Origin of the sequence: Rossellomorea aquimaris, assembly GCF_020172085.1 — a bacterium.
Classification (GTDB): Bacteria; Bacillota; Bacilli; order Bacillales; family Bacillaceae_B; genus Rossellomorea; species Rossellomorea aquimaris_E.
On record NZ_JAIVAT010000003.1, the window covers coordinates 1,436,492 to 1,459,227 of the forward strand.

The following is a 22,736-nucleotide window of genomic DNA, read 5'->3' on the forward strand; positions in this document are numbered from 1 at the left end:
TAGAAACAATGAGATGGGATTACTATTTTCATAGAAACGTATAATATCGGGAATCTTGACATACCATATAGGGAAACGGATCCTTCAGAAAAAAATCCGAACTATGAGGCCAGTCATAGTCCGGAAAAGATTCTTGGAGCTTTCTACTTTTCAATATGGTTCAATAACGAAATGATAAAGCTTCCCGCTTGGAACATGAGCATGAAAATATAGTATTGCTCCATCCATCTCACCTCCTTTTAGAGGAAATATTTGTCCCCATTTGATATGTATGTAGGATTCACTCACTTCATGCATTTTTTTGTTGTGAATTGAATGTTCTGGTGGGTAGAAACAGAAATCCTGGATGATCTTGTGCGAGATCTTCCAGGATTTCTGTTTTTCATGTAGGTTCAGAGAAGCGATGAACGGACGATGAGAGCCTTTATCAGCGGAAATTAAAATATATCAGCGAAATTTTCCATTTAACAGCGAAATATCCAATTTATCAGCGAATTAGAAGATACGACCTGTCTCTCACTGCAATCCTTTTATGAAAGTTTCGCTTACATCATTTTTTCTATTGCATACAGTGACTTTTCCATGTAAATTAGTCAAGTATGTTTAATAGGAGGTATCATCATGAATCACACACAAAACACTCAGCGGGTACAAATGGCAACGGCCGATCCTTCTGCTCTCGGGCTTTTCGGTCTGGCTATGGTCACCCTTGTAGCCTCTTCGGCAAAACTGGGATGGACAGACGGCGTTTCGTTCATTTTACCTTGGGCGATATTCCTTGGAGGGATTGCTCAACTGATGGCAAGCTTCGGGGATGCCAAGCACAATAACACATTTGGAATGACGGCATTCGGGGCATTTGGCTTATTCTGGCTTGGAGTCGGAACGTCCTGGTTGATTTCATTTGGAGTATTCGGAGAAAAAGCAGCGGCTGCAGTCGACCCAGAGCAGTTGGGAATTGCATATATCGGGTATCTGATATTCAGTATTTTCATGACGGTTGGCGCCATGGAAACGCATAAGGTCTTATTCATCATTTTTGTCCTTATTGATTTCTTATTTATTGGACTCTCCCTTTCTACGTTAGGAATTGCACCTGAAGCCATGCACAAATTGGCGGCCATCTCAGAATTATTTATCTCTCTGTTCAGTTTTTATGGTTCAGCTGCAAGTGTCTTAAATACCCACTTCGGGAAAGAAACGCTTCCGGTTGGTAAACCATTCGGCGTGTTCAAATAAGAAAAGAGATAGACGATGCCTCGTCTATCTCTTTTTTGTGACAAATTTTTAAATAGATCATAGCTGGAACGCGGTTTTCATGAGTTGATTTTTATTCTTCACTCACTTCATAATCAAGAGATGCGTAAATACATACCACATTTTGGTTCATACTATGAAAAACAAGAGGACATAAAGGATGTTATGTATGGACGGGATACTATTCTCTATCTTCAGAACAATCATCAGCTTTATGATATTAATTCTGGTGACGCTGGTGATTGGCAAGCATATTAACTCTCATAAAACTCATTTTAGTTTTGCCTTATCCATTACGATCGGTTCTTTAATTGCGAATATGGGTTTCAATACCCACCTTGATTTCACTGAAATTCTCGGTTCCTTTATCTCATTGTTTACTTTATATTACATACTGCTATTAATGACATCTCACAGTAGAACATTAAGACAATGGTTATCCGGATGCCCAACAGTCATCATTGAGAAAGGGAAAGTGCTAGAAGACAATATGAAGAAAATAAAATTCACGTTAGATGACTTGAATCAACACTTGAGGGAAAAGGGTGTGTTTGACATCTCGGAAGTTGATTATGCACTATTGGAAGTCAGTGGTGAACTTTCCATTAAAAAGAAAGACCAATTTCAGAATGTAACGAAATTGGACCTTCAACTTCCAACTCACACCTCAAATTCACTCCCTGTAGAACTGATCATGGATGGAAGAATTATAGACAAAAACCTGACCCCACTTTACAGTAAAGATTGGCTGGATAAGGAACTCCGCACTAGAGGACTAGCACTCAGGGAAATATATTATGCAGTCATAAGCAGTAATGACTCATTGTTTATAGACAAAGTTCAAGACCACCTACACTACCCAACGGATATCGAATAAAGAGAGATAGGCGAATGCCCAAGGAATCAGCCAGCCGCCTATTATTTCTATTCTATACTCTTGCTAATCCCCTCTCAAATGCTGCAAGGTGATTCTGCGAAGCATTCCTCAGCTGTGTGAAGACGACCCGCACATCCTGAGGAAGCGGGTAGGCAAGAAAAGTATCATACATCGAAATATTATCGACTTCTCCCTCCACCCCAGCGCTATAGGCACTTTTTATTGATTCCGGTGTGGTCACATACGATTGTGACTGATCTTCCGGTAAAGGGAGTCCATATTGCTGGAATAATGTCTGCAATGCATAAATATGACGGAGCTCTGCTTCTTTAATTCTCATAAAAGTAGGGACATTGCCGAAATTCTGAATGATCCGATCGTATCTTGCCTGTGCCAGATATTCATCCTGCATGGCATATATAAGCATTTGAGGAACCGTAAGCGACGGGGCAGCAAGAGCCCCTTTTGCTCCATAATCGGCTTGTCGGAGAGTATTTCTCCTTCCTTTATTCATCGTCAAATAATACAAAAACCAGACAGCGTGATTCTGTTCATCTGCTGCAGCTCGAAGAAATGTTTCCTTTATATAGACATCCTGTGCCCCATTTGAAATCTCATGATAAAAATCAACCGTTTCCTGTTCATCCTTAAAGGCAAATCGGAGTCCATCGTAATATCGATCCGGACAACCTTCCTGCAATTGAGGACGCGGCTCGACTCCGGTTAAGTTCATAAAGATATCACTGAATGCTTTAAAATGACGTTTTTCATCTTTTCGAATTTCAAGGATTCGAAGTCTTTCTTCCTCAGTAGGAGCAAGAGCCGAAAGCTTTTTATAGCAGGCAATCGCACTGTATTCGCCATTGATGGCTTTTTGGAGATCATCCACCAGGGAATGAGTTTCTGGCACCCGGTAGTTGCCACTCAGGTTGAAAGGCTTGAATTGACGGTAATAATGATATGGATTCATTTTAATTCTCACCTCTTTTATCCAGTCAATACTTATAATATGACTAGAAGAAAAAATGGGTGTTTGTACCTGTACTACTTTTTCATTCTATGTGCGTGAGCTTCCAACAAGTCCTCCACCAAAATCCCATCAATTTTCATCCCCGATATTTCACAGTCAGAAATGTCAACATTTTTTAAACTGCAGTTTTCAAACATGGATCCTTCAAGAACACATCGTTCAAACGTTATCGGCTCTCCTTCATCACCAAGATTAGTATCATGAACATGTAAGCCTCCTATAGAGACGTGAGCAAATTCACTATACGAAAGATTGAGGTCAGCGATAAGTGCTCTTTTGAAGTTGATATTTTGAAAACGGGATCCTTCCAGGTTACAATTGCTAAACTGTACTCCCGTCATACTACTGTTGCTAAATGTGGCATAACTCCCGTTGATCCCGTAGAAGTCGGCTCTCTCCACGATGCAATGTTCCAACTGATGTCCGGAAAAATCCACGTCTTTCATAATGTCACCAAGGATTGTCACTTCTCTCGTTTTACCTCCCGGACCGTTCTTTTCATTCATTCTTTTCTCATAGCAGTGTTCATCAGGAGATTCGAATATTTTTTGGTATCCCATTTTTTCATAGAATCGGTGATTGTTCAGCTGTAAGCTCGAAGTTTCAAGCTCCCAGGACACCACATGTGCATATTCACGTTCCATAAGCTTAATCACTGTTGATCCGATTCCTTTCCCTTGATATGCAGGATCAATAAATATCCGATCGACCCGTCCATGGCGTCTGCCAATGACCGTAAGAATCAGCCCACCAACGATGCCCCCTTCAAAAACGACCTTAAAATAATCCAATTCCTTTAACATATAAGTATTCATTTCTATTGAATCATAGCCCGGAGGCTGAATGTTAGTATCGACGATTTCAGTCCGATCTGGGAACCATTTCATTTTTTCAGCATCGAACACTTTCGTTTGAACAGCGGTAAGGACAGAAACGTCCTCGATATGTGCTTTCTCGATTCTAACTGAACTCACTGTCTATACCCCTTTATTACTATTGAAATAGGATTCTATCAATTGTAAAACACCATAAGCTCCGGAACTTTTATTTGATAATACAACTGCTTTGGTATCGGTTTCCGGGTAAAACGCAGAATGAAAGCTTACTCCTGGATCGTATCCCATAATGTGATGTTTATCAGGTAGATTCAGCCACATTCCATAGCCGTAGTCCACCCCTACCTTCACGTTGACATGGGGTTCGGTTATCCGCACAGTATTTTCTGTTGTCAGCAGCTTATTTGCCAATAAAGCTTCCCAAAACGAGATCATATCGGGACCCGTCACGAAGGCTCCTCCGTCTGCCCCACCCTGGATGGGAATCGAATAGGAATTGGTTCTCCAGGTGTTGTCTTTTTCTTCAATATAGCCGATGGCCGTATTCCTAGGTAAGCGATCAAGAAGGAAATATCCCGAACCATTCATATTCGCTGGAATGAAGATATGTTTCTCGATGTATTCCTGCACACTCATTCCAGAGAGCCTCTCGATTATCAACCCCAGAATGATATATCCTGCATTGTTATAATGGAACCTCTCACCAGGAGGAAACTTCATAGGTAAGTCCTGAAATAATGGAAGAAAATCTTCTCCACTTCGAACATGGTACATGGGAATCTTCTTCCATAAATCCTCGAAATCATCCATCTCATCCTCATCAAAATAATCCGGAATTCCAGACGAGTGTGTCAATAATTGCTCAATAGTCACATTTTCATTAAAATGTGGAAAATGGTTGGGCAGGCAATCCTTCAACTTCGTTTGAAATGACATCAATTTCTTTTCAACAAGCTGACAGATGGCCACAGCCGTAAATAATTTACATCCTGAAGCAATTCCATATCTCGTATGGACCGTATTTTCACGTTCATTACTGCGGTCGGCATACCCAAATGCAGATTCCACCAGAGATATTCCTTTATTGTTCACGATCACAGTCCCTGAAAAATCATTTTTCTCTGCATAGTCTTTGATCCTAGTAGATAGTTCTTTCATGTAAACATCCATCCCTCTCCTGTAAAATAGCTTTAGCGAAAAGACTCCAAATGATCAAGAAGTGTTACTCATTGTCCCATCTCAGTCGTATAAATTTCCTTTTCCCCACCTGTACGACCATTCCATCTGCAACATCCACTTCTGTCTGAACATCCAACACCTTCTTACCATTGATCCTGATGCCCCCATTTTGGATCATCCGGCGCGCTTCACTCTTTGAACTTTGCATGTTTAAAGCCACTAGTAAATCGATAATGGAAACCTTCTCTTCACCAGGCCAATCCTGCTCAGGTATATCATCAGGGATTGCCCCTTTTTGAAAGATCTCCTTGAACTGGTTTTCTGCCTGATCGGCTGCGTCTTTTCCGTGGTACATTCTCACAATCGTTTTTCCTAAAAGAATTTTGGCATCTCTCGGGTGAATTGATCCATCACGAATTTCACCAGCGATCTTCACCTTCTCTTCCAATGAAAAATCTGTTATGAGATGAAAGTATTTTATAATCAATTCATCAGGTATCGACATCGTCTTCCCAAACATTTGATTGGGATCTTCATCAATTCCGATGTAGTTATGCTTTGATTTAGACATTTTCTCGACCCCATCAAGACCTTCAAGTAATGGAAGTAGTATGACCACTTGTTTCTCCTGATTGCAATGTTCCTGTAGATGTCTCCCCATCAGGACATTGAATTGCTGATCCGTTCCACCAAGCTCTACATCACTTTCCAATGCAACGGAATCATAACCCTGCATCAATGGGTAAAAAAATTCATGAAGTGAGATTGGCTTCCCTTCTGACAGCCGGTTCGAGAAATCATTTCGTTCAATCAATCGCGCGACGGTGATCTTTGAAGATAAGTGAATGACATCTTCCAAATCAAGTGACGACAGCCATTTTGAATTGTAATGAAGCTCCACCTTCTCCTTGTCCAGGACTTTGCCAAATTGCTCAAAGTAAGTCCGGGCATTCCTCTTCACTTCTTCATTTGTGAGCTGCTTCCTCGCAACTGACTTCCCGGTGGGGTCTCCGATTTTCCCGGTGAAATCACCGATAATGAGCTGCACGATATGACCGTTTTCCTGAAACTGCCTCAATTTATTCAGTACAACAGTATGGCCGATATGAACATCGGGTGCCGTCGGATCCAGACCCAGCTTGATTTTTAACGGAGTGCCCGTTGAAATTGACTTTATCAGTTTTTGCTTTAATTCTGCTTCTGGAATGATTTCATGCACGCCATTCTGATATTGTGCCAGCTGCCTTTCGACTTCGAGCTGCTGAACTTTTGATAGTGATTCCCATTTATGATCCATCATCTTTCCTCCTAGTTGTTGATGGGTGAATTTGTTGACTCAAAGAAGAGATTTTGAGTTGTTGTTATGTTGTAGCGGTTCGCTGATATATTGACATTTTCGGTGATAAATTGGGGATTTCGCTGATATAATTACGATTTCGCCGTTAAAATTACGATTTCGCTGATATATTCTCGATTTCGCCGTTAAATTAAAGATTTCGCTGATATATTCTCGATTTCGCCGTTAAATAAAATTTTCCGCCGATATATTCCGAATTTCGCCGTTAAAACTATTTGAGCTACTCTCCACCACTACCTTCTCGGTTCCTTAACACCAAAAAACCACGCCCCTATAAAAAAGGGACGTGGTTAACGCGGTACCACCCTAATTGAAGATCTCTCTTCCACTCTATTCGGATAACGGACCGGCCGTTCTCTGCTACTCATTCGTTCACAAAGAATGTTCAAGGAGGTAATTCGTGCTCATCTGTGTACTGATTTTCACCCGGCATCAGCTCTCTAAGACAGGGAGATAAGTCACTACTGATTCCCATCAAAACATGTATAATTTGAAATTTTTATCCATTTTACAGGATAATTCAGGAAATAACAATAGAAATTTTTTTATTCTTTCACTATTCCCATTACAAATCCATCGTACCCCTTCGATCCAACTGTCTGCACGACCGTCGAATCGATTCGGTCTTCTTGCGATAACATTTCTACAAATGCTCGAACTCCTTGAACGCTTTCATCCTCACTATCTTTATCTATCACTCTTCCACCGCGAACCACATTATCGGTAATGATGACCGCCCCTGGTTGAGACAATTGAAGTGCCCATTTTAAATAGTTGGCATTGTTTTGTTTGTCTGCGTCTATGAAGATGAAATCAAATGTGCCTTGAAGTGTAGGCAGGGTGTCGAGTGCAGCGCCAACTTTGATTTCCACTTTTTCTTCTACACCGGCTTTTTGAATGTTTTGTTCTGCGACTTTTGCATGTTTTTCACTATACTCGAGTGTCACAAGCCGGCCGTCCTCCGGTAATGCCCTGGCAAGCCAAATCGTACTGTAGCCTCCGAGTGTTCCGATTTCCAGAATCCGTTTCGCCCCTTTTAACTGGGCAAGCAATGAAAGGAATTTTCCCTGATTCGGGGATACATCGATTGCAGGCAGGTTTGCTTCACTATTTGCCTGCAAGACCGACTCCATGACTAAATCTGTTTTTTGCAGTTTAGTAGAATAATATTGATCGACTTTTGTCCAAATATCTGCTGGCATTAAAAAATCACTCCTATTAGTTTACATAATATTATTATGTATATTTATTTTGATGAATTATCTTTAAACACAAAATTCCTTATACCTTTAACATTCGTTTTGAATGTAAAGACCCCTCCAGAATGTGGATAGTCAGTCAACTGTTCATCTGTCATTCTCGTTCTCGCAGAGGTAATATAAAGTTCATCGAGATCCGCACCACCGAACGCACAAGACGTCACATTCACTGCGGGAACCGGAATAAATTCGATCTGCTTGCCGTTATGTGGATTCCACCTGGATATCCCCTTCCCGCTCCAATGGGCAATCCAAAGCATTCCTTCCTCATCGATTGTCATACCGTCAGGCAATCCTGCACCATCAGGGAATTGGATAACCACCTCAGGATTTTCAATCTGACCGGAATCTACAAAATAACGATATCTGACCACTTGCTTCGTAGGAGTATCGATAAAGTACATAAAGCGGTGATCCGGTGACCACGCAAGACCGTTTGAAGTGCCCACGTTATCGACCTTTTTGGTAATATGAAGGGTTGAGTCTATAACATATAAAGCCCCATTCCCATCTACCCCTGTATTATCGGTCGTTCCAGCCCAAAAGCGGCCGGCTGGATCACATTTACCATCATTGAAGCGGTTTTCTTCTATGTGACTTTCCGGATCCACGACCTTTTCTAGATTATCCGTTTCCCAATCGTAAAAATGGATGCCGTGTTGAAGTCCAAGGATCATGCGTCCACTGTTGGTCTGAGAAAGACAGCCTACGGATTGATTCAAGCGGACTTCATCCAACTCATCTTTCAGAGTATGTAAGCGGAAAATTTTCTTTTCTATAATGTCCACCCATAAGAACATATTTCTTTCAGGATCCCAACAAGGGCTTTCCCCCAGAGTATTTTGTGCGTCTACTCGCAACCTGACTGACATAAAAAAACTCCTTTCAATGAATAATTCTCGTTAATTCCTGTAAATTCCTTTTTATTCTTCAAAATCCTCCCTGCTTCACCAAGACCGGAAAGAAAATCACAAGCATAGAGAAGGACTGAACTTCTTGAATCGCTCTGAATCATTTTTCATTAATAAAAAAAGCACCCAGCCAATGCCGGATGCTTCTGTAAAATTTATTTCTCGATTTTATTTCCATCATACATTTTCACATTTAGTGGTGCGGTTAAATATTCGGGAGCCCTTCCTACGAATGATGTGAAATGGTCACTCCCATTATGACTCTCTACGGCTGCTGAGTCTTTCCATACTTCAACCATAGTATAGACATGATCTCTTTCGGTATCTTTCATTAAATCGTATGAGATATTCCCTTCCTCGCCTCTGGAGGAAGAGACAAGGGGACGGATTTCTTCTAAAAATGCCTGTTCTTTAATAGGGTTTATCTGAAATTCAGCGTGAATGATAATCATTTTAATTCTCCTCTATTCGTATTATTATTTCCATTCTGTGATGGAGTCAACTGGTAATCGGACGGATTTATATCCTGCATCTGCCGCTTTCCCAATTGAAATTAGCATGACTGGGTAGTAGCGGTTTTTATCCATGCCATAAGCATCGGCAATCTGATCCTTTTCATAGCCGCCAATCGGATTTGTGTCATATCCGTGGGCTCGAGCAGCAAGCATCAGCTGCATTGAAACCAAGCCAGCATCGATAAGATTCATTTCCCTGAACATTTCGACGGGAACTGATTTAAGTAAATCCTTAATAGCAGGGAGCTGTCTGTCTCTTACTTCTGCTGGCATATATCCTTCCTCGACGGCCTTATTATAAATTTCGTCTGCATAATCCAAGCTGTTCATATCTACAAATACTGCAATAACGGCTGAAGATGTCTTGACTTGCGTTTGATTGAACTTTGCAAGTGGAGCAAGGGTTGCCTTTCCTTCTTCGCTGTCAATGACAACAAAACGCCACGGCTGAAGATTAAGGGATGATGGAGCAAGAGTAGCCTCCGTGAGAATTTCTGTCATTTCTTCTTTGCTGATTTTCACTGATGGGTCATAGTTTCGGATGGAGCGGCGCCCCGTGATAATTTCATTGAAGTCATTGATTTTTGTTTGGTTCATGATGCATTCTCCTTTTTGTTTCACTATTATTTACGATTCAATGTCTTTCACATTGACTTGAATACGATTAAGCATATTTGATAAAACGGAACGTTCCTCTTTTGTGAACGTCTTAAATACTTTAGAGATGAAGATTTCTTTTTCTTCCCGATAGGCATTGATCTTCATTCGTCCCTCTTCCGTCAGGCGAACGAATGTAAACCGGTTGTCGTCAGGGTTTTTCCGACGCACTACCATCCCTTTACCTTCAAGCTGTTTTAAATGCCTGGTTACAGCCGCACTGTCAATATTCACTTCGCGTTGAAGGGCTGTCTGACTGATTTCTTCCACTTCGAACAACCTGTGCAACAGTTCCAGTCGAGATTGACTGATTCCAGTGCAGCGTTCAAATTTCGGACTCATTTGCTTATATATATCATTGAGTTGAACAATGATCTTCTCTTCTTGTCTACACGAATTGGACATAGCATCCTCCTCCTTTTTATTAATTGATAGGTCAATCATTGACCCGTCAATTAATATAATACAAATGAATTTTATAGTCAATCAATCCGTTTTTATTAAAGGCTGTTTTCGTAAACATTGTTGCTTTTGGATGTAGCGAGTGGCGGTTGATTTCCGCTACAGGTGCTCGCTTTCCGCGGGGCTGGCGGTGAGCCTCCTCGGCTACGCCTGCGGGGTCTCACCTGTCCAGCGTTTCCCGCAGGAGTCGAGCACCTTCCGCTCCAATCAACTGACGAAAACTTTGACTATCATAAAGGAAATGTGGAGGTTGCTTATGCCACTGCTTTTTCATTCGTTGCAGTGACTGATTTTATTTAATAATCCTTTACTCTTTTTAAACTGATGGTCACAAATCATTATGCCCTGTCAACCACTTACTACTCTAGAGGGTGAAGGGAACTGCGTAGACTCCTACGGAAAACGGGCGTGTCGAGACCCCGGAAGCGTTTTTGAGCTGCACCCCTATTGTTGGACACACCAACCAACAATAGGAGGTGCCCGCACCAATGGCCAAGTTTACACAGGAACATAAACTTTACGTTGCCAAACGTTATCTAAATGAACTAGTCAGTTATCGAGACCTAGCGTATCAAGTTGGCATAGACGATTCCATTCTCCGTTACTGGGTAATGTTAGTTCGTCATCATGGGGATGAAGCATTTACCTTTCCCTATACAAACTATTCTTCTGCCTTTAAACTGAGGGTAATTCAATTTATTTCGGAGAAGAATTGCTCCATTCGAAAGGCATCAGCCATATTTCAAATCCCCGATCCCTCTATGGTTCGTAGATGGGTGAAAAAGTGGGAAAGAGCTGGAGAAGATGCCTTCGGATCTTTAGAAATGAGGCCTTCTACAATGACAGCTAATCAAAAGAAAAAGAAGATGAAAGACAACTCTTCAAGCCAATCGATAGAAGATATGAAAAAAGAACTTGAATACCTTCGTATGGAGAATGCGTATCTAAAAAAGCTAAACACCTTAGTTCAGGAAGAACCATCACCAACGAAATCAAAGCGAAAGTAGTATTTGAACTAAGGAACGAATTCCCGGTGACTAGAACGATAAAAGTAGCTAAGCTGTCTAAAAGCACTTACTACCACATCATAAATAAATGGGACCAACCAGACTCTGACCGCAAATGGAAAAGAAGAATCAGTTTCATTTACCATAGGCACTCAGGGCGCTTTGGATACCGTCGCATTACGGACGTCCTTCAGGAAAAAGGGCACGACATTAATAAAAAGAAAGTACTTCGAATCATGAGAGAACTAGGACTTCAATGCGTTGTGCGAATGAAAAAGTACAAATCATATAAAGGGGAAGTCGGAAAAACAGCTCCCAACATCTTAAACCGTCATTTTAAAGCCGAAAAACCCAATCAAAAGTGGGTGACGGACATTACAGAATTTAAATTATTCGGACAGAAGCTTTATTTGTCCCCCATTTTGGATCTGTTTAACGGAGAAATCATTACCTATACACTCCAATCAAGGCCAACATTTAATTTGGTCAAAACAATGTTAGAACAAGGATTGAAACATGTAAATGAGGGCGATAATCTCTTGATTCATTCCGATCAGGGCTGGCACTATCGAATGGCTCAGTACCGAAGGACACTGAAGAAACATAACATCACCCAAAGTATGTCTCGTAAAGGAAACTGTTATGACAACTCCGTCATGGAGAACTTTTTTGGAATTCTGAAGTCCGAATTCCTGTACTTACAAGAATTTGATAGCATCGAGCACTTTAAGGACGAATTGAAAGAATACATGTATTACTACAACCACCTGAGAATTAAATCAAGGTTAAAACGAAAAAGTCCGGTAGCTTATCGAGTTAACACCGAATTAGCTGCATAGAAAATAAGTGTCCAACTTTTTGGGTCCAGTGCATTTTTTGCTGAGGAGGCTCGGCCGAACGTCCGTGGAAAGCGGGACTGTTCCCTTCACCCTCCTGTACTACAACCTAAATAACAGAGCATCGTAAATTTTAGTTTGTATGCGTATAGCAACAATCTTTGCGAAAACAGCCTTATTAAAAGACGAAAAGCTGGTAAAAAGGGAAGCTACCACTTTTCCAGCTTTTTTACTTTCTTATTTCGCTGTATGTATAAGACAATTCCTTTAGTTTTTTAATGATCTCACCTTCAAAATCACCAGTGAGAGGAATCTGTTCATCGGCAATGTCAGAAAGTCCATCATGGTATCCTATCATGACAGAATGCTTCGCATTGCTGAACATACTCATATCATTTGCATCATTGCCGAATGCTATATAGTTCTCTGCCTTGACTCCAAATGTCGAGAGCGCACTCCATTTATGTATATTGGCTGGACTGATATCCACTACATTTTCATTCCCATGGATGTTCAGAACAATATCCATTTGTTCCAATTGTTTTGTTAGATCCTGAAAATGAGTGGATGTTAACAACAGAATCTTCACGATTGAATTCAACGATGCAACTGGCAGGGATTGGGCCAGATTCGCTGGGTCCAGAAAATCAAGGATGGGATGATTGTTTGGACCAGTGTAAGCATAATCCCATTCACTATCGATTAAATAAGTGGCTTCATATCTATGGATTAATTCAAGTATCTTCGCTAGGTCCTCATCCTGAAAGGAAGTTGAGTGCACGATTTCTCCTTCGTGATAAAGAAGAGATCCATTCCCTCCGATTAATGGAAAAGAATGCAATCTCACATCCAGGACCGGAAGCATATCCCTGATCGGTCTGGCTGATGCAAAATATAGTTCGTGTCCACATGACTTCAGTTCGAGCAAACATTGAACAATTCTTTCTGATACTGGCTCCCCCTTAAAGCAAATCGTTCCATCTAAGTCGAATACAAATTTCATATTTACCATCCTTTCTTCATATTACGGAATCTTATTTTATACATTTGATTCACATTATCTAAATATCAAATCACTCGACACAGGCTTTATTCCAATCTCCCTTGCCCATACAGATAATTGGCCCATATGATGAATCTCGTGTGTCACAATATGCTGAAGTACCTTTTTGTATGTAAAAGTGTATGAGTTACCTGACTTGGATGTCATCGTGAATTCCTTTTTTTCATATGCAGGTGTCCATAATGAGAGAAAGTTTTCTGTCTGTTGACGAGTCTCTCTGGAAAATCCAATGACTTCATCAAGTGTCGAAATGCTGTGAAGATTCTTTCTTATAACAGGTGTCCCCTGCAGCTGGTTCATCCAAATTTGTTCACAATCCGCTACATGAAAGAGGTTCTTTAAAATGCTCCCCATCCCGCCTGTACGCTCTTTCAATAATTCTTCAGGATCAATGTCCCTGCACCATTCAAACCAATCATCCCTTACTTGCCAATTGTAAGTAAAAAGTTCCAACATATTTACACGTCCTTTTATCTAGTAATTTGAAACCGTCATTCAGTGAATAATCCAGTTTCTCTACGTATACGCCATCCAAAAAGAAATCCCCCAACTCAAAACAAAAAACAGCAGACTGGCAACGAAATAGGGACTCTTATTAGAAGAACTCACAGATTCATATTCATATTTAAACTGATTATTGGTTATGAACTTAGCGGCTGTTGAAGCCTGATTAATTCCTGCGCGTTTAGTGATATTGGTGAACCATCCCAGTGCGAAGAAACAGAGACTTAATATGAACGCAGTATCCATCAGACCCCATCCTCCCATAGAGCTGGCCATTATCGTAGCAGCCGCCATTAGGGTAAATAGGATGAAGACGATTGTTATAGAGAGGAATTTTACAGGAATAACTCTTTCTAACATTCTGCTGAATTGGTCAATGAAGAAAGCAATTCCAGTTCCTATGATAAGGATGATAATGGTTAGTAAAATGTTGAAGTAGTAATACATGTGGGTTTACCTCCGTTCATCATTAAATTTAGAGGGTAAGGTAAAATAAGATACCATCAATTATTCCGAGACATAAAAGGGATATTAATATCGGATTTCTTCCCCCTCCTTTTTTAAAATGAAAATATACTAACCCAAAATAAATGAATCCCACTGTGATGAGGCATAGAAAGAATTCGCCTACCATGTTCCTATCTACATGGATGACTTGAACCCATTCGAAATCCTCGTTGAGATCCAGCGGGACTGTGAAGAACATGACTCCCCATCCAACGAAAATAAAAATCCCTATTAGTCGAAAGAAAGAATACATACTCATCTGCTTCTTAGGTGGATGCTCTTTACTCCTCTCAAGTTCATTACTGATTTTCTCCACTCGTAATTCCATAAAAAAACCCTTTCTGCCTACACTTCCCTACTAATACGAAAGAACAAACAGAAAGGTTTCAAATTATTCTAAATTTATCAATTTTTGGCATTTTCGTTCCCTAAATATTTCCCTAAATATTTTCCTAAATATATGCCGCTAGCCGCTGCCTGAGATAAGGAATGTGTTTCTCCAGAGCAATCCCCTATCAAGTACAGATTCGACACTTCTGTCTCAAAGTTCTCTTTTGTCGGCAATTTAGGCTCATAGAATTTCGCGTCCAAACCGTATAAAAGCGTATCAGGGTGTACCCTCTCACCGATGAGATCTTCCACACAAGCAAGAAACTCCTCAAGTGCCATCCCGTACAATTCCGGAACCTCCTCCCTTACACTCCCGCATTCCCCATTGAGGGACGGACCTACACTATTTTCTTGAAGTGATGTTGTCTTTCTATTGAATTGAAAATCTTCCAGCCTTTGAACAACAATCCGCTCTCGTCCTTGATTGATGCCTCCGATGATGTTTACTGCATAGTCCATCGCCTGATCATGTGAAGGAAAATAGCTTGGAACAAATAAGCTGAAATTTAGATTTGCGCTCGGTGTATCTTCTTCACGGGCATTTTGTCCATCCGGCATCACTACACCATGCTGGTGTTTACGAATGATCCTCCCACGGGGATTCATGCAATAGGTGGTAGCACTGAACGTTTCTCTTTCAATCTTCAGCTTCGTTTCAAACGTATCCTGCAGGATCGAATGAAGCTGATTGCCTTTCATTTCTACGCGAATGCCTAAATCCAAACGAGTTTCACCGGGATGCAGCCCCAAAGACTCAGTTTGTTTTTTCAACCAGGCGCTACCGCTCATTCCAGTTCCAATAACTACTTTTCCTGTGGTAAACTTCTCATTATCTGATTGAATGTGAAAGCCGTCTTCATGTTTTGAGATGGTATCAATGGTGGTTTCAAAACTGAAAGAGACCTGCTTCTTAAGGACCTCATACATTTTTTGAAAAACTTCATTCGCCAAACGTGTCCCCAAATGACGAACCTCTGTTGATAGCACCTTTAATCCCACCTTCGCAGCCCTGTCTGAAAGGACCTCATTCCTGGTGCTGTAGGAAGGGATGACATCACCGCCAAACTCGCAAAGGATTTCGTCCACTTCTCTCATCAATTCAAGGGTGGACTGCTTTCCGATCTTCCTGCCAAGCTCTCCACCGAAGTCATTCGTATAATTGAATTTCCCCTCTGATTTCCCAAGACCGGCAAAACCGATATATTTGCAGCACTGCCCTTTGCATGTACACTCTTTACCTTGATCCAATCCACACACACGCTCACTCAGTTCTTTCCCTATATCAACCATGTGAATGGATACATGTTCATTTTGTTTCATCAACGTATACGCAAGGAACACACTGCTCACACCTGCGCCTATGATGGTTATGTCGTAATGCTTCGGTTGCATCGTCTGCCCCTCCTCTTAGCTGTAATCGTGCCTGTGCCACTTCTTCAGTACAGCATCAATATGATCCATTGATTTGCTTCCTTCAGCTTTCCATTTAAGTCGGAAATAACTTGTTTTATAGAATTGTTCGATTGTCATTTTCTTTCTAAAGAAAGGGATGGAATAACCTTCTTCCTCATATAGCCTGTTCACTGTACTGGACAATCCAGTGAGCCATAAATATAGATCTTCTTCAGCCATTCCCTTATCAAGAAGGGATTCTATGGCATAAAATAATCGTCCTTCCTCTTCATCTATATAAGTAACATCCTTGAATAAACAGGTTTCTATTACGCGTAGACTTCTTTTGTAAAACTCCTTAGGAAAGGCAGGATGTTTGATCACTTCCACTAAATAATCCGCTCCGTGTGCAATGCTGTGCGCCCAACCTTTCCCTTCTACATATCCGCGGGTGTCTGCTTCCTTCTCTAAATAGTCGAAACACGCCTCAAATGCTGAAGTGACCTTTTCAACGGGCATAAAGGATGTTGTCCGGTCCTTATCAAGAAGCAACGCTAGGACCAATGATGAGAATGCCCTTGTGAAAACCGAGTCATCTTCCTTCATTCCAATCCCGCAAAACAAATGATGTTCGTCCATACACGTATCAAACAGAAATAGCATTTGTTCAGGTGACAGGTGATTTCCTTCCATCATTCTGTAAAAACTTGTATAAATCAACTTATCCCTTAGTTCCCCGTCGGTGGATCCAATATTGTGGATCATTTCTTTCAATAATGCATCCAAATTCAATTCTTTTATGTATTCTGGCTGTGTAAAATCAATACCCCTTAATGATTCTTTCAATTGTGCTTCCGTTATCATATTTGAATTCTCCCCACTATAAATCTATTTTTATCGTACCATAAAATAATATGATAGGTCCGTCCCTCTATTTATCTTTTAAGCTAGGATGTAAGTAGGGGATAGAGGCGAGAGTCGAGATGGCCCCGGCAAGCGTGATAGTCTGGTTTGTTCCTATGGCTTGTGCTGACACGCCTGCCAAAAAGGCTGCAAGTGGCATAAAGATCCACGTCATGAGACGGCAAGTTGCCTGAACCCTTCCCAACAAGTGATCTGGTGTCAACGTTTGCCGGATAGTAAGGATGCACGGACTCATCATTGATGCACAAAACGTGCCGACCGCATTCATGAAGACAAGCCACAAAAAGGATTCCATCAATCCGAAACAGAGAATCGAAAGGCCTCCGACTACAGATGCAGTAAATAAAATACTGCGATAAGAAAAATGCTTACGAAAGAGGCTAGAAGAAACTGCTCCGAGAATGGCTCCTGCACCACCCATTGATAATAACCATCCTATCTTGACCGTGTTTAGATGGATGGAATCTTTCAGGTGAAACACTAGTAATGTAAGAAACAAAGTCGTTCCAAAAACGGATGTTACCATAGCCAGATTGGTATAAAAAATGGGTTTGGTCTTAACGACAAATTCAAATCCCTCTCGAATTCCACCCCATATGGATGTACCGGTTGAGACTCTTTCCTTCTCTTTCATGCGAAGACTCGCAACTGCAAAGAAAGAAACCAGGAAACTGACACTGTTGATCAGTAAGGCATACCCTGGATTATAGAAGGAAAGAATCAATCCGGCCAAACCAGGTGCTAAAAAAACCGCCAAATTGAATATCCCTGAATTCAGTGAATTGACAGCCTGAAGATCTTCTTTTCTAACCAGGACCGGAATCGAGGCAAATTGTGATGTATTGTAGAGCTGACTCAGTAATCCAATCCCGAATACCACTGGATACACCATCCAGATCTCCAGAGCACCTACTATAAATAAAACCCCGATCGCCCCAACAAGTATACATCGTCCGAAATCACATGCCAGGAGCAGGTGTTTTCGGTTAAATCGATCAGACATGATTCCGGCAAATGGCTGCAGTAGAATCGGCAGCCGTTCAAGAGCTGCCACAATTCCCATACTCACAGGTGAGCCAGTGATCGATAATACCATCAAAGGAATCGCGATTAAGTAAATTTGATCCCCGAAAAAGGATATCAAATTCCCGCCCATAAATCTGAAAACAGAATAGTTTTTCTTTAAGGGCGGGAAGTCATCCTGTTGATTGTGCCTGACTGCAGGCTCTCCCATCTCCGTTCCCCCTACTATTTCGTTAAATAGTGCATCAATTCATTCGATAATGATTGAACAGCATTCTCTTTCAAACGATACTTTCCTTCGTGGGTATCAACGAGCCTTGCAGACCTGAGGATTTTCAAATGGTGATGGACCGTGGATTTCCCCATATTCAGTTCATTGGTGATTTCTTGCAAGGTTCGCTCCGACCTTTTCAACAATTTCACCATCCGAAGGCGCGCCTCATCTCCTAAAGCTTTATGTTTTTGAACGAGGAAATAATTTGGCATATCCTGCTCATCCGGATAGATACTCTCATTGGCTACCGGGTAATAAAACACCTTTACGCCTTCAATATCCCCTTCCACATTCCAAGGTCGATAAATCGCCTGGGGGATGAGGAGTACTGTATGGACAGCCGGTTCAGGTAAATAGGTGATACCGCCAGTTGCCCATTCCACTAAAGCCTCAGAATTGAGCTTTTCACTCATCTCTTTCTTAGACTGTCTATCCCTTGTCAATATGGCAGCTAGTGTCTCTTGTTCAGGTAAAATCACCTCTTCATACCAACGGGTCATTACACTCATTAAATGCTTCTTGAGGTTGTTCACATTTGTAGTGCAAATGAATTCAATATAGCCTGGATAATACGGGTTATCTTCCGTCTGTTCTTTCAATCTGTCCCGTGATGCCATATCCCCTTTTGAAGCGAGCATTCGAAATTCCTGAAATTTTAGCCCTATGTAGGGAATACAAAGGAAAATGATTTCTTCCTCTTCCAAAGCATCCACATATGTGATGAACTCATGCAGGGTTTGAAATTCTTTTTGATGCAACAAAAGAAGCAGGGATTTCCAAGTATTATTCTTTTCTACAAACTCCAAGTCCTGGATCAGGGAACGGGATAGGGACTTTTTCAACTTGTCCCATGATGCTTTGGGTCTTTCTAACGTATCAATGAGCCTGGTATTGGTGATGGCAGCAATCCCTAGTGCACATTCCCATAGCAAGGAAGCTTCTATTTTCACGTCGTATGTTTCTCTTTTCCGACTGGTCATATGGAGCACATCCATATTGAAACACCTCTCATCCAAAAATTTCTTTCTATGTACATTCTATAATTACTGAATATATAATTCAATATATTTCGAATTGTATTTCAATTTCATTTAAATACGGTGTTCATCATACGTTTTTTGAAGATTCGGTAGTAAACTGGGATATTTTCTAGCTTCTATAGGAAAATAGCCTAAGTAGATGCCTATTGAAACGAGGAACTAGTTAGTTGATCACCGTAATTGCGTCATAATTCCTGGAATTGCGTCAAAACCTATGTGAATTGCGCCTTTTTACAAAAAAAGAAGAATACGCATCAAAAAAGCACATGAATCTCCTTGAGAGATTCATGTGCTCCATAAAAATCTTTTACGATTTTACTTTATCTTTCTTAATCTGCTTACTTCTCAACTGACCGCAGGCAGCATCGATATCCGTACCCTGCTCTACGCGCACTCCACAGTTAATCCCGTGTTCGAGTAAAGTACCGTAAAATTCTACGATCGCTTCTTTTGTACTTCGTTGATATTGGTTATGTTCGTCAACCGGATTATAAGGAATCAGGTTCACGTATGAAAGGTGACGCTTATTTTTCAGCAATTTTGCCAGCTGTAGGGCTTCTTCTTTATGATCGTTCACATCACTTAATAGAATATACTCAAATGTGATCCGGCGATTGGTCTTTTCTAGATAATAATCGATGGCCGGCATGAGTTTTTCCAACGGATACGCACGATTGATTTTCATGATTCTTGTACGCAATTCATTGTTAGGTGCATGAAGTGAGACAGCCAGGTTGATTTGAATATTTTCATCGGCAAATTTATAAATTTTATCTGCCAGTCCGCTAGTGGAAACGGTAATATGACGCGCACCGATGGAAAGACCTTTCTGGTCATTCACTACACGGAAGAAGTCCATCATATTATCATAGTTATCGAATGGCTCACCGATTCCCATCACCACGATATGGCTGACACGTTCTCCGTTACCTGCTTCATCGAGGTGGTGCTGCACGTTCATGATCTGTTCGACAATTTCTCCGCTTGATAAATCTCGATTCTTCTTCAACAGTCCACTTGCACAGAATGTACAACCAATATTACATCCTACCTGTGTCGTGACACACACACTCAAGCCATAGTTGAATCGCATCAATACGGTTTCAATCAGGTTTCCATCGTCAAGCTTGAATAAGAATTTGATCGTACCATCCTTTGATTCCTGCTTGATTTCCTGAGTGAGCGTGTGAAGATAGAAGTTCTCCTCCAGAAGCTGAACGCAGTCTGAATTCAGGTTCTTCATATCCGCAAAGTTTGTCACTCTTTTTTTATATAACCAATCCCACACTTGAGATGCGCGGAATTTCTTTTGTCCGTTTTCAACGAGCCAAGACGTCAGTTGATCTAATGTTAATCCATATATGGATTTCTTCTCCATTTAAAACCCTCATTTCAAAACTCTACAATTTTCTACTTATCTATACTACTTAAAGTATAGGAATGTTTCAAGGGATTTATAAGTGTTGTGAAGAATTGGAATTCCGTAATAAGGTAAAATGTGTTCAAATACCACCTTTATTTCATGTTAAAGGTTGATTCTCTCGATGAAATCTTCCAGTTTTTCTTTGTCTTTCAGCTTTTCATTGCATTTATCACTGTCCTGACAAATATAATTTCCCTTTTTCACATAGGTTCCATGAGCAGATTTTTTAGATTCAGACATATAGAACCCGATGCTTCCGAAAGAATGACAGATCGTGCATATCCCTTTCTTACTGCTATTTTTAAACGTACCTTTAAACCCTTTCAGTTTCCCATTTCTTTCTGCAACAATGTATTTTCTCTCTTGACCATGATCATTCCATCCTAAGTAGGAGACACTCTTTACGTCAACTTGATTCCAGTCTGGTGTCTTCAGTTTTTTCACCTTGGGGAATAATTTTTTGACCGACGCGTCACTAAGGGTTTGAAACGGGATTACGTACGCTTTTAACCCCATTAGATAATCTTCGGCTTGGTCCTGATCCCTGATTTCAATGATGTGTTCAAGAACCCGCTGTTGTGAAGGGGACAATTCCCCGAACAAATTCAGCACTTTGTCCTTCGCCAGTCCTTTCAATGCTTGTAATACACCAAGGTCATTCACGGCTCTATACCCATTGATCAACACCTGTGTTTGATACGTAATAAAATTATATTGATCATTCCGAATAAATGGTTCCATCATAATCGCTCCTAAAACATTTGTCATTATGTTGAGTACCTTTAAATGCTGGCAACAAAGATACACTTATACTATAAACCTTGAATGAAACGTTGGATATGTATCGTTTCATTTCTAATTAATTTATCCATAACAAAAAGCACTGAAATATTCAGCGCTTCTGATATACGATTTTTTTGATTGTTTCAATGGAAAGATAATATTCTTCAGCTAATTCAGGAATGGTCGTTCCATTCGAAAAAGCAGCTTTGATAGCCTTATTTCGTTGATCGATCACCCTTCTACTGCCGGAAAGGCTTCCCCATTTTTGGTGCTTCTCTTTTTCTTTTGGGATATAAAGGGTTTCTCCTTGAACGTATTTCTGGATCTCGCTCAACAACGATTGAGGTAACACACTTTCAGCTTTTACATATTTCATTTCGGTCAGCTCCTTATTTTCTCATGTATACAGTCAATAAGGTGCAAAGCCGACTTACTAGAAATGACTTTTTCGGGCGATTATATGAGATTCCGCCCCATGCAAAGTATCGCCATTCTAATATCAGGCTTTGCATGAGACGCACGGGACTCTGGTAAGAAGCTTTTCATTACCATGTCACCACCTCCTTTGAATCGTTTTCTTCTATTATAATTTAGATTTCTTTACTTCACAGTATATTTCAACCTATCCCTTTAAATACAGTTAATATGGTATAATCTTCTAAATATCAAAAAGGAGATGTTTTCCATGTTTTCATTCACCGTTGATCAAGATATATCTATCGAATTATTTCAACAGCAACATAAAGAGGAGCTTTACGAACTGATTGATTCCAACCGGGAACATCTTCGCCAGTGGCTTCTATGGGTCGATAAACGTCGATCTCCAAAGGATTTGGAACCCATCATTCCTATCTGGATAAGGAATTATGCAGATAACAACGGATTCGATGCAGGGATACGTTATAGAGGTGACCTAGTCGGCATGATCGGGCTTCATTACATTGATTGGAAAACAAAAAGCACTAGTATCGGATACCTCCTTTCCGAAGACGCACAGGGCAAAGGGATCATCACTCGTGCCGTTTCCTCCCTATTAAACTATCTATTTGAGGCGATGGAACTAAACAGGGTAGAAATACAGTGTGCTGTCAACAATAGTAAAAGCATCGGAATCCCGGAACGACTGGGATTCACTAAAGAAGGAATCACCCGTGATGGTCAATGGCTGTATGATCATTACGAAGACATTGTAACCTACAGTCTATTGAAAAAAGACTGGATGGGTTAGTC

25 protein-coding genes and 1 other annotated feature are annotated in these 22,736 nt (G+C 40.8%); of the genes, 4 read left to right on the forward strand and 21 right to left on the reverse strand.

Annotated features, from left to right (window positions below; genetic code table 11):
* Positions 1-143: 143 nt before the first annotated feature.
* Positions 144-224 carry a putative holin-like toxin gene (locus tag LCL96_RS23695; RefSeq protein WP_224941345.1) on the reverse strand — a complete coding sequence of 27 codons (81 nt, stop codon included), beginning with the start codon at positions 222-224 and terminating at the stop codon, positions 144-146.
* A gap of 397 nt (positions 225-621) precedes the next feature.
* Between LCL96_RS23695 and LCL96_RS08240 the strand changes: the two genes are divergently transcribed.
* Together LCL96_RS08240 and LCL96_RS08245 are read left to right on the forward strand one after the other, a co-directional pair.
* Entirely contained in the window at positions 622-1,239 is a 618-nt protein-coding gene (locus LCL96_RS08240) for an acetate uptake transporter (RefSeq protein WP_224940915.1), read from the forward strand.
* Positions 1,240-1,426: 187 nt separating this feature from the next.
* A complete protein-coding gene (locus LCL96_RS08245) occupies positions 1,427-2,134 on the forward strand; it encodes a DUF421 domain-containing protein (RefSeq protein WP_224940916.1) in 708 nt (235 codons plus the stop codon).
* A gap of 52 nt (positions 2,135-2,186) precedes the next feature.
* Here the strand turns inward: LCL96_RS08245 and LCL96_RS08250 are convergent, their stop codons facing one another.
* The 9 genes from LCL96_RS08250 to LCL96_RS08290 all read right to left on the reverse strand — a co-directional run bounded on the left by LCL96_RS08250 (position 2,187) and on the right by LCL96_RS08290 (position 10,283).
* Positions 2,187-3,104: a ferritin family protein gene (locus LCL96_RS08250; RefSeq protein WP_224940917.1), complete on the reverse strand. Its 918-nt coding sequence runs from the start codon at positions 3,102-3,104 to the stop codon at positions 2,187-2,189.
* A 74-nt stretch (positions 3,105-3,178) separates the two neighbouring features.
* Entirely contained in the window at positions 3,179-4,138 is a 960-nt protein-coding gene (locus tag LCL96_RS08255; protein ID WP_224940918.1) for a GNAT family N-acetyltransferase, read from the reverse strand.
* A 3-nt stretch (positions 4,139-4,141) separates the two neighbouring features.
* Positions 4,142-5,158 (reverse strand): serine hydrolase domain-containing protein, encoded by a 1,017-nt coding sequence (locus LCL96_RS08260; protein WP_224940919.1) that lies wholly within the window; start codon positions 5,156-5,158, stop codon positions 4,142-4,144.
* A gap of 64 nt (positions 5,159-5,222) precedes the next feature.
* A complete protein-coding gene (gene tyrS, locus LCL96_RS08265) occupies positions 5,223-6,476 on the reverse strand; it encodes a tyrosine--tRNA ligase (RefSeq protein WP_224941346.1) in 1,254 nt (417 codons plus the stop codon).
* A gap of 337 nt (positions 6,477-6,813) precedes the next feature.
* Positions 6,814-7,023: a binding site (T-box leader), on the reverse strand.
* 58 nt (positions 7,024-7,081) lie between these two features.
* On the reverse strand, positions 7,082-7,738 hold the full coding sequence (locus LCL96_RS08270) for an O-methyltransferase (protein ID WP_224940920.1): 657 nt from the start codon (positions 7,736-7,738) through the stop codon (positions 7,082-7,084).
* Between the two features lie 44 nt (positions 7,739-7,782).
* Positions 7,783-8,667, reverse strand: a complete 885-nt coding sequence (locus tag LCL96_RS08275) for an SMP-30/gluconolactonase/LRE family protein (RefSeq protein ID WP_224940921.1) — start codon at positions 8,665-8,667, stop codon at positions 7,783-7,785.
* A 194-nt stretch (positions 8,668-8,861) separates the two neighbouring features.
* Positions 8,862-9,158: a putative quinol monooxygenase gene (locus tag LCL96_RS08280; RefSeq protein ID WP_224940922.1), complete on the reverse strand. Its 297-nt coding sequence runs from the start codon at positions 9,156-9,158 to the stop codon at positions 8,862-8,864.
* Between the two features lie 24 nt (positions 9,159-9,182).
* Complete coding sequence (locus tag LCL96_RS08285; protein WP_224940923.1) at positions 9,183-9,818, reverse strand: nitroreductase family protein; 636 nt, start codon at positions 9,816-9,818, stop codon at positions 9,183-9,185.
* Between the two features lie 30 nt (positions 9,819-9,848).
* On the reverse strand, positions 9,849-10,283 hold the full coding sequence (locus LCL96_RS08290) for a MarR family winged helix-turn-helix transcriptional regulator (protein WP_224940924.1): 435 nt from the start codon (positions 10,281-10,283) through the stop codon (positions 9,849-9,851).
* A gap of 545 nt (positions 10,284-10,828) precedes the next feature.
* Here LCL96_RS08290 and LCL96_RS08295 point away from each other — a divergent pair.
* A protein-coding gene (locus LCL96_RS08295; protein WP_224940925.1) for an IS3 family transposase occupies positions 10,829-12,186 on the forward strand; the annotation gives its coding sequence in 2 pieces (ribosomal slippage) (positions 10,829-11,294 and positions 11,294-12,186; 1,359 coding nt in all).
* A 226-nt stretch (positions 12,187-12,412) separates the two neighbouring features.
* Here LCL96_RS08295 and LCL96_RS08300 read toward each other — a convergent pair.
* The 11 genes from LCL96_RS08300 to LCL96_RS08350 form a co-directional block, all read right to left on the reverse strand.
* Positions 12,413-13,186, reverse strand: coding sequence for an HAD-IIB family hydrolase (locus tag LCL96_RS08300; protein ID WP_224940926.1), 774 nt, complete (start codon positions 13,184-13,186; stop codon positions 12,413-12,415).
* Between the two features lie 54 nt (positions 13,187-13,240).
* Complete coding sequence (locus tag LCL96_RS08305; protein WP_224940927.1) at positions 13,241-13,702, reverse strand: DinB family protein; 462 nt, start codon at positions 13,700-13,702, stop codon at positions 13,241-13,243.
* A 60-nt stretch (positions 13,703-13,762) separates the two neighbouring features.
* Positions 13,763-14,197, reverse strand: a complete 435-nt coding sequence (locus LCL96_RS08310) for a hypothetical protein (protein WP_224940928.1) — start codon at positions 14,195-14,197, stop codon at positions 13,763-13,765.
* A 28-nt stretch (positions 14,198-14,225) separates the two neighbouring features.
* Positions 14,226-14,585, reverse strand: a complete 360-nt coding sequence (locus tag LCL96_RS08315; protein WP_224940929.1) for a hypothetical protein — start codon at positions 14,583-14,585, stop codon at positions 14,226-14,228.
* 77 nt (positions 14,586-14,662) lie between these two features.
* A complete protein-coding gene (locus tag LCL96_RS08320; RefSeq protein WP_224940930.1) occupies positions 14,663-16,039 on the reverse strand; it encodes an NAD(FAD)-utilizing dehydrogenase in 1,377 nt (458 codons plus the stop codon).
* Between the two features lie 15 nt (positions 16,040-16,054).
* Entirely contained in the window at positions 16,055-16,903 is an 849-nt protein-coding gene (locus tag LCL96_RS08325) for a DUF2785 domain-containing protein (RefSeq protein ID WP_224940931.1), read from the reverse strand.
* 67 nt (positions 16,904-16,970) lie between these two features.
* Entirely contained in the window at positions 16,971-18,197 is a 1,227-nt protein-coding gene (locus LCL96_RS08330; protein WP_224940932.1) for an MFS transporter, read from the reverse strand.
* 14 nt (positions 18,198-18,211) lie between these two features.
* Positions 18,212-19,255, reverse strand: a complete 1,044-nt coding sequence (locus LCL96_RS08335) for an ArsR/SmtB family transcription factor (protein WP_224940933.1) — start codon at positions 19,253-19,255, stop codon at positions 18,212-18,214.
* 352 nt (positions 19,256-19,607) lie between these two features.
* Positions 19,608-20,678: a 23S rRNA (adenine(2503)-C(2))-methyltransferase RlmN gene (rlmN, locus tag LCL96_RS08340; protein WP_224940934.1), complete on the reverse strand. Its 1,071-nt coding sequence runs from the start codon at positions 20,676-20,678 to the stop codon at positions 19,608-19,610.
* 147 nt (positions 20,679-20,825) lie between these two features.
* Positions 20,826-21,467, reverse strand: coding sequence for a FusB/FusC family EF-G-binding protein (locus tag LCL96_RS08345; protein ID WP_224940935.1), 642 nt, complete (start codon positions 21,465-21,467; stop codon positions 20,826-20,828).
* A gap of 148 nt (positions 21,468-21,615) precedes the next feature.
* Entirely contained in the window at positions 21,616-21,882 is a 267-nt protein-coding gene (locus LCL96_RS08350; RefSeq protein ID WP_224940936.1) for a CD3324 family protein, read from the reverse strand.
* A gap of 309 nt (positions 21,883-22,191) precedes the next feature.
* Here LCL96_RS08350 and LCL96_RS08355 point away from each other — a divergent pair, with 309 nt between their 5' ends.
* Positions 22,192-22,734, forward strand: coding sequence for a GNAT family N-acetyltransferase (locus LCL96_RS08355; RefSeq protein WP_224940937.1), 543 nt, complete (start codon positions 22,192-22,194; stop codon positions 22,732-22,734).
* Positions 22,735-22,736 lie beyond the last annotated feature (2 nt).

Excerpts from the sequence above, each read along its gene's own strand:
- LCL96_RS23695 (WP_224941345.1), bottom strand. The coding sequence starts at position 224 with ATGGAGCAATACTATATTTTCATGCTCATGTTCCAAGCGGGAAGCTTT.
- LCL96_RS08240 (WP_224940915.1), top strand. The coding sequence starts at position 622 with ATGAATCACACACAAAACACTCAGCGGGTACAAATGGCAACGGCCGAT.
- LCL96_RS08245 (WP_224940916.1), top strand. The coding sequence starts at position 1,427 with ATGGACGGGATACTATTCTCTATCTTCAGAACAATCATCAGCTTTATG.
- LCL96_RS08250 (WP_224940917.1), bottom strand. The coding sequence starts at position 3,104 with ATGAATCCATATCATTATTACCGTCAATTCAAGCCTTTCAACCTGAGT.
- LCL96_RS08260 (WP_224940919.1), bottom strand. The coding sequence starts at position 5,158 with ATGAAAGAACTATCTACTAGGATCAAAGACTATGCAGAGAAAAATGAT.
- tyrS (WP_224941346.1), bottom strand. The coding sequence starts at position 6,476 with ATGGATCATAAATGGGAATCACTATCAAAAGTTCAGCAGCTCGAAGTC.
- LCL96_RS08270 (WP_224940920.1), bottom strand. The coding sequence starts at position 7,738 with ATGCCAGCAGATATTTGGACAAAAGTCGATCAATATTATTCTACTAAA.
- LCL96_RS08275 (WP_224940921.1), bottom strand. The coding sequence starts at position 8,667 with ATGTCAGTCAGGTTGCGAGTAGACGCACAAAATACTCTGGGGGAAAGC.
- LCL96_RS08280 (WP_224940922.1), bottom strand. The coding sequence starts at position 9,158 with ATGATTATCATTCACGCTGAATTTCAGATAAACCCTATTAAAGAACAG.
- LCL96_RS08285 (WP_224940923.1), bottom strand. The coding sequence starts at position 9,818 with ATGAACCAAACAAAAATCAATGACTTCAATGAAATTATCACGGGGCGC.
- LCL96_RS08290 (WP_224940924.1), bottom strand. The coding sequence starts at position 10,283 with ATGTCCAATTCGTGTAGACAAGAAGAGAAGATCATTGTTCAACTCAAT.
- LCL96_RS08300 (WP_224940926.1), bottom strand. The coding sequence starts at position 13,186 with ATGAAATTTGTATTCGACTTAGATGGAACGATTTGCTTTAAGGGGGAG.
- LCL96_RS08305 (WP_224940927.1), bottom strand. The coding sequence starts at position 13,702 with ATGTTGGAACTTTTTACTTACAATTGGCAAGTAAGGGATGATTGGTTT.
- LCL96_RS08310 (WP_224940928.1), bottom strand. The coding sequence starts at position 14,197 with ATGTATTACTACTTCAACATTTTACTAACCATTATCATCCTTATCATA.
- LCL96_RS08315 (WP_224940929.1), bottom strand. The coding sequence starts at position 14,585 with ATGGAATTACGAGTGGAGAAAATCAGTAATGAACTTGAGAGGAGTAAA.
- LCL96_RS08320 (WP_224940930.1), bottom strand. The coding sequence starts at position 16,039 with ATGCAACCGAAGCATTACGACATAACCATCATAGGCGCAGGTGTGAGC.
- LCL96_RS08325 (WP_224940931.1), bottom strand. The coding sequence starts at position 16,903 with ATGATAACGGAAGCACAATTGAAAGAATCATTAAGGGGTATTGATTTT.
- LCL96_RS08330 (WP_224940932.1), bottom strand. The coding sequence starts at position 18,197 with ATGGGAGAGCCTGCAGTCAGGCACAATCAACAGGATGACTTCCCGCCC.
- LCL96_RS08335 (WP_224940933.1), bottom strand. The coding sequence starts at position 19,255 with ATGGATGTGCTCCATATGACCAGTCGGAAAAGAGAAACATACGACGTG.
- rlmN (WP_224940934.1), bottom strand. The coding sequence starts at position 20,678 with ATGGAGAAGAAATCCATATATGGATTAACATTAGATCAACTGACGTCT.
- LCL96_RS08345 (WP_224940935.1), bottom strand. The coding sequence starts at position 21,467 with ATGATGGAACCATTTATTCGGAATGATCAATATAATTTTATTACGTAT.
- LCL96_RS08350 (WP_224940936.1), bottom strand. The coding sequence starts at position 21,882 with ATGAAATATGTAAAAGCTGAAAGTGTGTTACCTCAATCGTTGTTGAGC.
- LCL96_RS08355 (WP_224940937.1), top strand. The coding sequence starts at position 22,192 with ATGTTTTCATTCACCGTTGATCAAGATATATCTATCGAATTATTTCAA.